This is a genomic window from Streptomyces sp. NPDC043870, assembly GCF_056435785.1.
On the sequence record NZ_JBWKDT010000011.1, the window covers coordinates 44,793 to 57,009 of the forward strand.

The window sequence follows — 12,217 nt, forward strand, 5'->3', positions numbered from 1 at the left end:
TGGTTGAGGGTCCGCCGGACGGAGTCCGGGGGAGAGCCAATGTCGCGTAGGGCGCAGAGCCAGGAACGCAGAGCCAGGAACGCGGAGCGCGGAACGCAGGCCGCAGGCCGCAGGACGCAGAACGTGAAGCGGGGGCGGTGCGATGCACCGCCCCCGCTGCCGTACCCGGCCGGTGGTGTTATCCCAGGCCGCTGTTGATCGCGCTCACCAGCTCACCGTTCGCGGTGTCGCCGCTGAACTCCCAGAAGAACGCGCCTCCCAGGCTCTGGTTCTTCGCCCAGCTCATCTTTCCGCCGATGGTCGACGGGGTGTCGTAGCTCCACCAGTTCGAGCCGCAGTGTGCGTACGCCGTGCCCGCGACCGTGCCATTGGCCGGGCAGGAGTTCTTGAGGACCTTGTAGTCCTCGATGCCCTGCTCATAGGTGCCGGGGGCCGGGCCGGTCGCCGTGCCGCCCGGTGCCGACTGGGTCACGCCCGTCCAGCCGCGGCCGTAGAAGCCGATGCCGAGCAGCAGCTTCGCCGCCGGGACGCCCTTCGCCTTGAGCTTGGCGATCGCCTCGGCGGAGTTGAAGCCCGCCTGCGGGATGCCGGCGTACGACGTGAGCGGGGAGTGCGGAGCCGTCGGGCCCTGCGCCGCCCAGGCGCCGAAGAAGTCGTACGTCATCACGTTGTACCAGTCGGTGTACTGCGCCGCGCCCGCGTAGTCGGCCGCGTCGATCTTGCCGCCGCTGCTCGCGTCCGCCGTGATGGCGGCCGTGACCAGGTTGTTCGTACCGAACCTGGCGCGCATGGCCTGCATCAGGTTCTTGAACGCGGCAGGTCCGCTGGTGTCGCAGGACAGACCGCAGGCGTTCGGGTACTCCCAGTCCAGGTCGATGCCGTCGAAGACATCGGCCCAGCGCGGGTCCTCCACCAGGCGGTAGCAGGAGTCGGCGAAGGCGGTGGGGTTCGCCGCGGCCTGCGGGAAGCCGCCGGACCAGGTCCAGCCGCCGAAGGACCAGAGCACCTTGATGTTCGGGTACGCCTTCTTGAGCTTGCGCAACTGGTTGAAGTTGCCGCGGAGGGCTCCGGCGTCCCAGGTGTCGGCGACTCCGTCGACGGACTGGTCGGCGGTGTACGCCTTGTCGTAGTCCGCATAGGCGTCGCCGATCGTGCACTGACCGTTCTGGACGTTGCCGAAGGCGTAGTTGATGTGGGTGATCTTCGACGCGGAGCCGGAGGTCACCAGGTTCTTCACGTGGTAGTTGCGGCCGTAGACGCCCCACTCGGTGAAGTAGCCCAGCTTGACCTTGCCGCCTCCGCCGCCGCCTCCGCCGCCGGTGGTGCGGACGGCGCGGGCGCCGCTGACCGGGCCCGTCTGGTCGGCGGTGTCACGGGCCTGGACGGTGTACGAGTAGTCCGTGCCGGCGGTCAGCCCGGTGTTGGTGTACGTGAGACCGGTGACCGTCGCGACCTTCGTACCGTCGCGGAGCACGTCGTAGTTCTTGATGCCGTTGTCGTCGGTGGCCGCGGTCCAGCTCAGTGTCACCGAGGTGTCGGTGATGTTGCTCGCGGACGGAGTGCCGGGGGCGGACGGCGGGTTGTCGCCGGGAATGGTCCCGCCGTCGCAGGAACCGCCGTTGAGCTTGCAGTTGGACGGGGAGCCGGGGCCCGCGCCGTTGAAGCCGAAGGAGACCGAGGCGCCGGGAGCGAGGGTGCCGTTGTACGACTTGTTCCTGGCGGTCCAGTGGGTGCCGGAGCTGGTGACGTCGGCGTCCCAGGCGGAGGTGACGGACGTGCCGGAGGGGAAGTCCCACTCGACGGTCCAGGAGGCGATCGAGGTGGTGCCGGTGTTCTTCACCGTCCACTTGCCCTCGAAGCCGGTGCCCCAGTCCTGGACCTTGGCGTAGGTCGCCGTTGCGGAGGTGGCCGCCTCGGCGGGGGTGGCGAGGCCGACCATCGCGGCCAGGGGGAGCAGCAGGGCGGTGAGTCCCGCCGTCGCTCTGGATCTGAATCTGCTTCTGATGCGGGGGGTACTCGTGCTCAAGGGGTGCTCCTCGAGTTGCGGACGGACAAATCCGGGGTCGGTCCGTGCAGCGCACTCCGCGGGGCTCACCGCGGCGTGCCGTGCGGCGAGAGTAGGGAGGTCTGGACCAATCGTCAATAGGTCCAGACCAAAGTCGAACGAGGGTGCGCCCCGCGGTTCCTCAGATCCCCAACTCCTGGGCCAGGACGGCCGCTTGCACCCTGCTGCGCAGCTCCAGCTTCCCCAGTAGCCGGCTCACATGCGTCTTCACGGTCGCCTCCGCCATCTGCAGCCGCACCGCGACCTCGGCGTTCGACAGCCCCTGACCCAGACACGACAGAACCTCACGCTCACGACGCGTCAGGGCGTCGAGCACAGCGGGGTCCGGCGCGTTCGCGGACCGTACGGGCGCCGGTGCCGCGAACTCCGCGATCAGCCTGCGGGTGACGGCCGGGGCGATCAGCCCCTCGCCGCGCGCGACCGTACGCACCGCCTCGATCAGGTCCTTCGCGTCCGCGTTCTTCAGCAGAAAGCCCGCGGCCCCGGCGCGCAGCGCGCCGAAGACGTACTCGTCGAGGTCGAAGGTGGTCAGCACGAGGACGTCGCACAGGCCCTCCGCGACCACCTGCCGGGTCGCGGAAACCCCGTCCAGACGGGGCATCTGCACATCCATGAGGACCAGATCCGGGCGCAGCTCCCGGGCCAGGCGCACTGCCTCCTCGCCGTCCGGGGCCTCCCCGACCACCTCGACACCGGGGGCACTGCCCAGGATGAGGACCAGCCCGGCCCGCACGGCGCTCTGGTCCTCCGCGACCAGTACGCGGATCACACCGCTCATGCCGAGGGCTCCTTGTCGTCCACCATGGGCAGCACTGCCCGTACCCGCCAGATCTTCGCCGGTCCGGCGGGCGGACCCGGCTCCGGCCCCGCCGCGAACTCCCCGTCCAGCAGTGCGATCCGTTCCCGCATGCCCACCAGCCCGGCGCCGGAACCCGGAGCGCGAGGGCCCGGCCGGCTGCCGTACGGACTCGTCACCGATACCGTCAGCGCGTTCCCCGCCGCGCCCGCGAGACTCACCGCGACCTCACCCGGATCGGCGTGCTTCAACGCGTTGGTCAGCGATTCCTGCACGATCCGGTACGCCGCGAGCTCCACCGGCGCGGGCAGGGCGACGCCCTCCTCCCGGGCGTCGTCCAGAGTGAAGGTCAGCCCGCTCGCCCCGCCGTTGGTACGCGCCTGTGCGATCAGCGCGTCGAGGCCGGTGAGCGTCGGCGCGGCGGCCGGCTCGGCTTCACCGCTGCTGCTGTCCCGGAGCAGCCCGATCAGCCGGCGCATCTCCGCGAGGCCCTCCACGCTGTTCTCCCGGATGACCGTGAGCGCCTGCCGGGTGGTCGACGGCTTGTCGAGGGAGAGCGCGGCGGTGGAGTGGATGGCGATCGCCGACAGATGGTTGGCGACCATGTCGTGCAGCTCGCGGGCCATCCGGGCGCGCTCGGCGATGACCGCCTGCCTGCGGTCCATCTCGGCGAGCAGTGCGGTCTGCTCGGCCCTCAGCCGTGCCGTGTCGGCGGCCTCTCGGTGGTTGCGGACGAGCGCGCCGGTGGTGGCGGGCGCGAACGACGCCAGGCCGACGACCAGCCCGATCAGCAGCGCGGCAGGCTCCCGGAACCATGCGAGGAACCCGACCGTCGCCGCGACCGTGCCCAGCCCCGTCGTGTACGGGATACGGCGGGCGGCGGCGGGCGTGCCGTACACGACGGCGGTGTACACGAGGTCCGTGAACATCAGGACCGTCGCCATGTTGCCCTTCGTGAGCTGGTCCGCCACCACCGCGAGAGTGCCCACGGCCAGCGCCGTCTGCGGCAGGGTCCGCCGCAGCAGCTCCATGGAGGCCATCACGACCAGCGGCACCAGCGTCACCCAGGACGCGGTGAGCGGGCGGACGCCCGTGGTGGTGTGCAGCCCGAGAGACCACAGCAGTAGGCCGCCGGCGAGGCCGGCGGCTGCGAAGAAGGTGTCGTCGCGGTGGGGGCGGGGGAACGTCACCGCTCCATCAAACACGGAGCCGGCAGCTCCGGTCCTCCCCGTCCGGGCTGAGCCCGGGATACATCGAACGATGCAGTCACGGTTCGTCACTCACGACGACGATCCCGCGCTCCCCGGCAGCGATTCTGGATCGGGACGAAGGGAGCGACGCCATGATCGTCACGCTGATCGTGATCTGTGAGATCGGTTTCTGGGTACTGCTGGCCGCCGGACTGGCCGTGCGCTATCTGCTGAGGATGCCGCGGACGGGCGCCGCGCTGCTGCTGTGCGAGCCGTTGCTGGAGGTCGTGCTGCTGGTCGCGACCGCGGTCGATCTCAAGAACGGCGCCGACCCGAGCTGGACGCACGGTCTGGCCGCGCTCTACGTCGGCTACACCGTCGGCCACGGCCACCGCACGGTGAAGTGGCTCGACGGGCATGCGGCGCACCGCCTCGGCGGGGCCCCGCCGCCGGCGAAGCCGCCGCGGTACGGGACGGCCCGGGCCCGCCACGAGGGGAGGATCTGGCTGGGCACGCTGGCCGGGGCGGCCGTCGCGACCGCGCTGCTGCAGATCGCGATCTGGTACGTGGGCGACGCGAGCCGGACCGGTGCGCTGGAGAGCTGGATGTACGCGGCGTGGCGGACGGCCGGCATCCACGGCCTGGTCGCGCTGACGTACGCGATCTGGCCGAAGAAGGCACCGGCGCCCGCGAAGCCGGACCGCGAACCGGTCCGCGTGGAGCGTTAGCGCCGCAACCGGTCCGCGTGGAGCTAGCGCTCGCCGCCCGGCACCCAGAGCACGTCCCCGATCTCCTTGTTGGCCGTGCGCGCCAGAATGAACAGCAGGTCGGACAGCCGGTTGAGGTACGTCGCCGTCAGCGCGTTCATCGTCTCGCCGTGCACCTCCAGCGCCGCCCACGTGGAGCGCTCCGCGCGGCGGACGACCGTGCACGCCTGGTGCAGCAGCGCCGCCCCCGCCGTGCCGCCCGGGAGGATGAAGGAGCGGAGCTTCTCCAGGTCCTCCAGGAAGCGGTCGCAGTCCGCCTCCAGCTTGTCGATGTACGACTGCTCCACCCGCAGCGGCGGGTACTGCGGGTTCTCGACGACCGGTGTGGACAGATCCGCGCCCACGTCGAAGAGATCGTTCTGGATCCGGACGAGGACCTTCACGACCTCCTCCGGCAGCTGCCCGAGCGCGACGGCCGTACCGATGACCGCGTTTGCCTCGTTGGCGTCGGCATACGCCGAGATCCGCAGGTCGGTCTTGGCGGTGCGGCTCATGTCGCCGAGCGCCGTCGTGCCCTTGTCGCCGGTGCGGGTGTAGATGCGCGTCAGATTGACCATGTGGCCAGCCTAGTTACGTACCCGCTGACTCACGCGCCGGCCTTCCGGAAGACCCGTGTCCCCGCGGCCACGCCGAGCGCCGCGAAGCCGAGGGCGGCCAGGACTCCGTACAGCATCGCCGTACCGCCGTAGTCGCCGACGTACCCGGCCCGTACCGCGTCCACCAGATAGCGGTACGGCATGAAGTGCGAGAGGACGTCCAGCCAGAGCGGCGCCAGCGCCATCGGCAGCATCAGCCCGGACAGCAGCATCGACGGCATGGTCACGGCGTTGATGAGCGGCCCGAACTCCTGCGGCGTGGAGACCCGCATCGCCGTCGCGTACGAGAGCGACGCGAGCCCGATGGTCAGTGCGGCGACGAAGGCGAAACCGATGAGGATGCCGCCGAGCGGCGCCCGCAGTCCCAGCACCGTCGCGGCCAGCACCAGCAGTACGGACTGGAGGACGAGGACCGCGGCATCGCGCAGCACCCGGCCCAGCAGCAGCGCCGGCCGGCTGACCGGGGTGACCCGCATCCGTTCGACGACGCCCGTCTGCTTCTCGACGATGACGCCGAACCCGGCGAACGACGCGCCGAACAGCACCAGTTGCAGCAGCAGTCCCGGCACCAGCACCTGCCAGGAGTCGCCCTGCGAGCCGAGCGGCAGACCGGTGAGCAGCGGCCCGAAGAAGAGCAGATACAGCAGCGGCATCAGGACGCCGAAGAGCATCTGGAACGCGGAGCGCAGTGTCTGGCGGGCGTACCGGCCGAAGACCAGCGCGGTGTCGTGCATCAGCACAGGGGACTCCTAGACGGCGACGGGGGTGGTGTCCACCGGCGCGGGACCGCGTCCGGTGATGGCGAGGAAGGCGTCCTGGAGCGAGGCGTCCGCCGACCCCGCGTGCCGCTCCTTCAGCGCGGCCGGGGTACCCGTGGCGACGACGGAGCCGTTGTCGACGACGACGATCCGGCCGGACAGCTCGTCCGCCTCGTCGAGGTAGTGCGTGGTGAGGAAGACGGTGGTGCCGTACTCGTCGCGCAGCCGCCGCACCAGCTGCCACAGATCGGCGCGGCTGCCCGGGTCGAGGCCGGTCGTCGGTTCGTCGAGGAAGAGCACCTCGGGCCGGTGGGTGAGCGCCATCGCGATGTCGAGCCGGCGCCGCTGGCCGCCGGAGAGCGCGGCGCACGGGCGGTCGAGGAGACCGGTGAGGTCCAGGTCGCGGGCGAGCTCCTCGGCGCGGGCGGCCGCCTCGGCCCGGGAGAAGCGGTAGAACCGCGCCTGGGTCACGAGCTCCTCGCGCACCGTCACGTTCGGGTCGACGCCGCCGGACTGGGCTACGTACCCGATCTTCTCGCGCACGCCCGCGGGGTCCGTCGTGAGGTCGCGGCCCGCGATGGTGGCGGTGCCGCCGGTGGGCGGCAGGAGTGTGGTGAGCATGCGCAGGGTCGTGGTCTTGCCCGCGCCGTTCGGTCCGAGGAAACCGAGGATCTCGCCTCGCTCGGCGGTGAGGTCGATGCCGCGGACCGCGTCGACGGGTCCGCTCTTCGTGGTGAACGTCCGGGCCAGGCCGGAGGTCGTGATGACTGCCATGCCCCAAGAAAAACAGAGCCATTGAAAATTTGCAATGACTCCAAAAATCAAGGAAGCCCAACGAGGGCTACGATGAAGCCCATGGCTGAGGGACTCAGGGAGCGGAAGAAGCGCCGGACCAGGCAGCACATCTCGGACATGGCCACGGGCCTGTTCATGGAGCGAGGCTTCGACGCGGTGACGATCGCGGAGATCGCGGAAGCCGCGGACGTCTCCGTGAACACCGTCTACAACTACTTCCCCGCCAAGGAGGACCTCTTCTTCGACCGCGAGACCGCCCTCGTCGACCGGCTCGCGCGCTGGGTCCGCGCGCGGGACGCGGGCGAGCCGGCGGCCGCGGCCGTGCTGCGCGAACTCCGTACCGAGGTGGAGGCGGTCTCACCGTCGGTCGGACTGGTGGACGGGTACGAGCGCTTCCTCCGCGTCATCCACGGCGCCCCCTCCCTCCAGTCCCGTGTCCTGACCTTCCAGCGGGAGATCGTCGACCGGCTGGCGCAGGCGCTGCGCGAGGAGACGGACGCCGCCCCCGACGACGTGATGCCCGCCCTGATGGCCGGACAGATCAACTGGGTGTACGAGACCGCCATGGGCGCCATCGGCCGGGAGATGATGGCCGGTCGCCGGCCCGTCGACGTCTCCCGCGAGGTGCTCGTCCTCATCGACGACATGGAGGATCTGCTCAGCGAGCGGGTCCTCGGTTATGCGGCACGGCTCACATGACGGCCCGTACCAGTGTGATGTCCGTCATCTGAGACGTGACGCGCATCTCTTCGCCGCCACAGGGCCGCCCACGACCGATAACCTCCGGCAGGGATACGACATGTAAACGTGTGTTAAGGGGTGCAGCAGTGGCCAGGAAGCTCGCCGTCATCGGGGCCGGACTCATGGGGTCCGGCATCGCGCAGGTCTCCGCCCAGGCGGGCTGGGACGTCGTGCTGCGTGACGTCACCGACGCGGCCCTGACCCGCGGCACCGACGGCATCAAGGCCTCGTACGAGAAGTTCGTCGCCAAGGGCAAGCTCGAAGCGGCCGATGCCGACGCGGCGTTGGCCCGCATCACCACGACCACCGACCTCGACGCCGTCGCCGACGCGGACATCGTCGTCGAGGCCGTATTCGAGAAGCTCGAGGTCAAGCACGAGATCTTCCGCGCCCTCGACAAGCTCGTGCGGGACGAGGCGGTCCTCGCCTCCAACACCTCCGCCATCCCGATCACGAAGATCGCGGCCGTGACGGAGCGTCCGGAGCGCGTCGTCGGCGCGCACTTCTTCTCGCCCGTCCCGATGATGCAGCTGTGCGAGCTCGTCCGCGGCTACAAGACCAGCGACGAAACCCTCGCCACCACCCGCGAGTTCGCCGAGTCCGTCGGCAAGACCTGCATCGTCGTCAACCGTGACGTCGCGGGCTTCGTCACCACCCGCCTGATCTCGGCGCTCGTCGTCGAGGCCGCCAAGCTGTACGAATCGGGCGTCGCGACCGCCGAGGACATCGACATCGCCTGCAAGCTCGGCTTCGGCCACGCCATGGGCCCCCTCGCCACCGCCGACCTGACGGGTGTCGACATCCTGCTGCACGCCACCAGCAACATCTACACCGAGTCGCAGGACGAGAAGTTCGCGCCGCCGGAGCTGATGCGCCGGATGGTTGACGCCGGTGACATCGGCCGCAAGAGCGGGCAGGGCTTCTACAAGCACTGACCGTGCACCGACCGCACGAGTCTGCGCATCGTCACCCCTCAGGGTGAATTCGGTATCGGTTCGCTTACAGGCGGCAACTTCTCTGTCCGTACGGCAGTCAGTTGTTGCAAAGAAATATGCAGCAGAACCGCAGTGGAACCGCAGCAGGGCCGGCAGGACCAGCGGGACCCAGCAGGACCAGCAGGACCAGCAGGACCAGCAGGACCAGCAGGACCAGCGGTCGGAACGCAGACAGAGCAGACAGACCTGACGGAGAAAGCACTCTCGGGGAGCGCATATGCACATCAGGGGCGACCACGCCGGGCTGGTCGTCGAGGGCCGCCTCGACGTCCGCAGCGCGGCGGACGCCCGTACGGTCCTGCACTCGGCCGTCGACGACGGAGTCGGCGACCTGGTACTCGACCTGACCGATCTGGACTCCTGGGACGCCACCGGACTCGGGGTCATCATGGGGGCGCACCGAAGGGCCGGCCGCTGCGGCCGGCGGCTCGTCCTGCGCGGCGTGCCGCCCCAGATGCAGCGCCTCCTGGTGGCCACCCGGCTCCACCGAATCCTGGCCATCGAGGGCGGAATCGCCGCAGAGTCCCTGCCTCGGGTCTGACCGGGCAGGGCGCGCAATCCTCACGAGACCGTGATGTCCTGGGCGGCCCGGCACCCCGCCTGTTCCCGGATACTGAGCGAAGGTCTAGGGTTCGGTCGCCTGCCGATTCACAGACCCATCACGGCGGGCACCGGACCAGAAGCGACAGCGGTGCGTGCAGACAGGCCGGGAGGGCTTCCGCACGAGACGCGATCTGGGGGGCTTTGACCATGGACCCGATGAACCGGGGACCGGAAGAGTACGGCCACGACAACAACCGCCTCGACGAGGACGGCAGCGCGCAGCGACCGCAGCGCGACGCGGTGACTCCCGACTTCGCACAGAAGACACCCGCGGTCGCCCGCACCGTCCGGCTCGTCTCCGGTGAGTTCCTGATCACCGTCAACCCCGTCGACGGCAGTGAGATAGAGCCCTGCCGGCCCGGGGAACAGCCGGACCGACCGGTCCGGCACAGCCCCGAGGTGCGCGAGGAGCGTCGGCGTGCCGCCCAGCCGCCGTTGCCGCCCGGCCCCGCCGCGCCCCCGCTGCCGCTGCTCGAGCGCCACGAGGAGCGCGAGCGGCTGGTACGGCTGCTGGGACGCGGCCGGTCGGTCCGGCTCACCGGACCCGCGGGCTCCGGGCGCACGGCCCTGCTCGACGCCGTCGCCGCCGACTGCGCGGACCTCGCACCCGACGGAGTCGTCCGCCTCTCCGGCTACCACCGCACGCCGACCGAGCTGCTGTACGAACTCTTCGCCGCCGTCCACAGCGCGCCGCTGCACCGCCCCGACCGGGACGGACTGCTCGAGTTCGTCCGTGACATCGGTGCTGTGGTCGTCCTCGACGACCTGGAGTTCGGCGGCAGCGCGCTGGACGAGCTCCTCGACGCCACCCCCGAGTGCGCCTTCCTGCTCGCCGCGACACCCGACGTCGCGGCACCCTCGGCCGACTCCCACCTCGAAGAGGTGTTCCTCCCCGGGCTCGGCCGCAGCGCCGCCCTGGAGCTGCTGGAGCGGGCCGTGGACCGGTCGCTCACCGACGACGAGGCGAACTGGGCGGGTGACCTCTGGTTCGAGTCGGAGGGTCTGCCGCTGCGCTTCGTCCAGGCGGGCGCACTGCTGCGGCAGCGCGACGCGCTCCGCGTCGTGCCCGACGGACCGGACGACGACGAAGACGCCGCGGACAACGTGTTCGCCGACGGCCACGACGTACCGCTGCCGACGCTGGGTGAGGGCGCCGCGCCCGCCGCGCTGCTCGCCTCCCGGCTCAGCGAATCGGCCCGTGACACCCTCCGGTTCGCCGTCGCGCTCGGCGGCGAGGTCCCGCACCAGGCGCATCTGCCCGCCCTCGTCGGGGACACCCACGCGGACGCCGCACTCGGCGAACTGACCAGCTGCGCCCTGCTCACCCCCGTCGGTTCCCGCTACCGGCTGGCGGCGGGCGTCGCGGCCCAGCTGGAAGCCATCGGCTACGGCGAGGGCGCCGTGGCCCGCGCCCACACCGCCGCCCAGCACTACGCCTGGTGGGCCGGCCACCCCTCGGTGGCGCCCGAGCGGGCGGCGACCGAGGCCGACGCGATCCTCGCGGCGATGAGCGCGCTGGTGCCGGGCGACGAGGCAGGACAATCCAGCGCCGCCGTGCTGCTCGCCCGCAGCGCCGCGCCCGCGTTCGCCGCCGGACTGCACTGGGGCGCCTGGGAGCGCACGCTGCGGACCGGCCAGGAGGCGGCCAGGATCGCCGGTGAGGTCGCCGAAGAGGCGTACTTCCACCATGAGCTGGGCGTGCTCGCGCTGTGCGCCGGGAACCTGGACCGGGCCCGCGCCGAACTGGAAGCGTCCATCGGCATGCGCGGCGCGCTCGCCGACAAGAGCGGTACGGTCGCCGGCCGGCGGGCCCTCGCGCTCGTGGCCGACCGCGAAGGCGGCCACGCACCCGGGGGGCGCACCCCGGCGGGCGAGGAGGTCCCGGCCGCGCGGTACGAGGAGTCGGCGTCCCCGCCCCGGGGCGTCCCGGCCGCCCTGCAACCGGCCGAGACGCTGGTCACCCGTCAGGAGACCCCGTCGCCGTCCGTGGCCGAGCGTGCCCGCCGCACGATTCTCACCGGCACCCGCCGCAACCTGGTCGCGGCCGGCGCGGGTGCGCTGCTGGCCGCTGTCCTCGGCACGGTGGTGACCCTGGGCGCGACCTCCGGCAACGAGGACCCCGCGGACCGCGTCACCAACGAACAGTCGGCGAACGAGGACGACGGAGGCGACGGCCTCGACGCGGACGAACCGGCGGACGACTCCACCCGCCGCCCCGCCGGCACGACCGGCGGCGACACGTCGGGCACGCCCGGCACCGCCCAGCCGGGCGAGAGCGGCTCGGCGGGCGACCCGTCGACGCCGGGTGGCGACCCGTCGCACACGGGCGGGGGATCGGGCACGACGGGTTCGACGACCGGAGGCACGTCCACGACCGGCGGCGGAAGTTCGTCGCCGACCACGACCGGCGGCGGAAGTGCGTCGCCGACCACGACCGGCGGCAGCAGTTCGTCGCCCTCTCCCACGACGGGCGGCAGCTCCTCGCCGACGACGGGCGGCAGCAGTTCACCCACCACGGGGGGCAGTTCGTCCCCGACCACGGGTGGCAGCAGCTCTCCCACGACGAGTGGCAGCACGGACGGCGGCACGACGTCGACCGGCACGGACAGCAGCGGTACGACCACCAGCGGCACGGACAGCGGCGGGACCACGACCGGCGGCACCACGGACGGCGGCACGACGGCCGGCACGGGCGGCGGCACCACGGGCGGTACCAGTCCCAGCAGCAGCGAGGCGCTGCCCAGCGGCTCCGCGTCCTGACGGTCCTGACGCCCTGATGGGGGTGTGTGGGGGGGGGGGGCCCCCCCCCCCCCCCCCCCCAAAACCCCACAAAGAGCAACCTGTCTTCCTCCCTGCCCCGTCGGGCGGTGTCGTCCCAAACCACCCACCCACCCCCGCTGTTCGTCTCCCA

Annotated in this window: 11 protein-coding genes; 5 read left to right on the forward strand and 6 right to left on the reverse strand. The window is 71.3% G+C overall.

Translation table 11 applies throughout. The features are described from left to right. Nucleotides 1-178: 178 nt before the first annotated feature. The 3 genes from AC0699_RS16310 to AC0699_RS16320 form a co-directional block, all read right to left on the reverse strand. Nucleotides 179-2,026, reverse strand: a complete 1,848-nt coding sequence (locus tag AC0699_RS16310; RefSeq protein ID WP_478660367.1) for a glycosyl hydrolase family 18 protein — start codon at nucleotides 2,024-2,026, stop codon at nucleotides 179-181. Nucleotides 2,027-2,186: 160 nt separating this feature from the next. Further along, entirely contained in the window at nucleotides 2,187-2,843 is a 657-nt protein-coding gene (locus AC0699_RS16315) for a response regulator (protein WP_478660369.1), read from the reverse strand. Then, nucleotides 2,840-4,051 carry a sensor histidine kinase gene (locus tag AC0699_RS16320; RefSeq protein WP_478660371.1) on the reverse strand — a complete coding sequence of 404 codons (1,212 nt, stop codon included), beginning with the start codon at nucleotides 4,049-4,051 and terminating at the stop codon, nucleotides 2,840-2,842. Before AC0699_RS16320 ends, AC0699_RS16315 begins: the two co-directional genes overlap by 4 nt. A 152-nt stretch (nucleotides 4,052-4,203) precedes the next feature. Here AC0699_RS16320 and AC0699_RS16325 point away from each other — a divergent pair, with 152 nt between their 5' ends. After that, nucleotides 4,204-4,779 carry a hypothetical protein gene (locus AC0699_RS16325; protein WP_478660373.1) on the forward strand — a complete coding sequence of 192 codons (576 nt, stop codon included), beginning with the start codon at nucleotides 4,204-4,206 and terminating at the stop codon, nucleotides 4,777-4,779. A gap of 23 nt (nucleotides 4,780-4,802) precedes the next feature. On the opposite strand, the gene AC0699_RS16330 is transcribed toward AC0699_RS16325, so the two are convergent. Genes AC0699_RS16330 through AC0699_RS16340 form a run of 3 tightly spaced genes read right to left on the reverse strand, consistent with a single transcriptional unit; the run spans nucleotide 4,803 to nucleotide 6,946 of the window. Beyond that, entirely contained in the window at nucleotides 4,803-5,375 is a 573-nt protein-coding gene (locus tag AC0699_RS16330) for a cob(I)yrinic acid a,c-diamide adenosyltransferase (RefSeq protein ID WP_478660375.1), read from the reverse strand. Nucleotides 5,376-5,404: 29 nt separating this feature from the next. Next, the gene (locus AC0699_RS16335) at nucleotides 5,405-6,154 is read right to left on the reverse strand and encodes an ABC transporter permease (protein ID WP_478660377.1); all 750 of its coding nucleotides are present in this window, start codon (nucleotides 6,152-6,154) and stop codon (nucleotides 5,405-5,407) included. A gap of 9 nt (nucleotides 6,155-6,163) precedes the next feature. Further along, nucleotides 6,164-6,946: an ABC transporter ATP-binding protein gene (locus tag AC0699_RS16340; protein ID WP_478660379.1), complete on the reverse strand. Its 783-nt coding sequence runs from the start codon at nucleotides 6,944-6,946 to the stop codon at nucleotides 6,164-6,166. An 81-nt stretch (nucleotides 6,947-7,027) separates the two neighbouring features. On the opposite strand from AC0699_RS16340, the gene AC0699_RS16345 reads away from it, so the two are divergent. The 4 genes from AC0699_RS16345 (at nucleotide 7,028) to AC0699_RS16360 (ending at nucleotide 12,066) form a co-directional block, all read left to right on the forward strand. Then, complete coding sequence (locus AC0699_RS16345) at nucleotides 7,028-7,666, forward strand: TetR/AcrR family transcriptional regulator (protein ID WP_478660381.1); 639 nt, start codon at nucleotides 7,028-7,030, stop codon at nucleotides 7,664-7,666. A gap of 128 nt (nucleotides 7,667-7,794) precedes the next feature. Next, nucleotides 7,795-8,643, forward strand: coding sequence for a 3-hydroxyacyl-CoA dehydrogenase family protein (locus AC0699_RS16350; protein WP_478660382.1), 849 nt, complete (start codon nucleotides 7,795-7,797; stop codon nucleotides 8,641-8,643). A 277-nt stretch (nucleotides 8,644-8,920) separates the two neighbouring features. Continuing rightward, nucleotides 8,921-9,244, forward strand: a complete 324-nt coding sequence (locus AC0699_RS16355; protein WP_478660384.1) for an STAS domain-containing protein — start codon at nucleotides 8,921-8,923, stop codon at nucleotides 9,242-9,244. A gap of 209 nt (nucleotides 9,245-9,453) precedes the next feature. After that, nucleotides 9,454-12,066 carry a P-loop NTPase family protein gene (locus AC0699_RS16360; protein ID WP_478660386.1) on the forward strand — a complete coding sequence of 871 codons (2,613 nt, stop codon included), beginning with the start codon at nucleotides 9,454-9,456 and terminating at the stop codon, nucleotides 12,064-12,066. Nucleotides 12,067-12,217 lie beyond the last annotated feature (151 nt).

Excerpts from the sequence above, each read along its gene's own strand:
- AC0699_RS16315 (WP_478660369.1), bottom strand. The coding sequence starts at position 2,843 with ATGAGCGGTGTGATCCGCGTACTGGTCGCGGAGGACCAGAGCGCCGTG.
- AC0699_RS16325 (WP_478660373.1), top strand. The coding sequence starts at position 4,204 with ATGATCGTCACGCTGATCGTGATCTGTGAGATCGGTTTCTGGGTACTG.
- AC0699_RS16330 (WP_478660375.1), bottom strand. The coding sequence starts at position 5,375 with ATGGTCAATCTGACGCGCATCTACACCCGCACCGGCGACAAGGGCACG.
- AC0699_RS16340 (WP_478660379.1), bottom strand. The coding sequence starts at position 6,946 with ATGGCAGTCATCACGACCTCCGGCCTGGCCCGGACGTTCACCACGAAG.
- AC0699_RS16345 (WP_478660381.1), top strand. The coding sequence starts at position 7,028 with ATGGCTGAGGGACTCAGGGAGCGGAAGAAGCGCCGGACCAGGCAGCAC.
- AC0699_RS16355 (WP_478660384.1), top strand. The coding sequence starts at position 8,921 with ATGCACATCAGGGGCGACCACGCCGGGCTGGTCGTCGAGGGCCGCCTC.
- AC0699_RS16360 (WP_478660386.1), top strand. The coding sequence starts at position 9,454 with ATGGACCCGATGAACCGGGGACCGGAAGAGTACGGCCACGACAACAAC.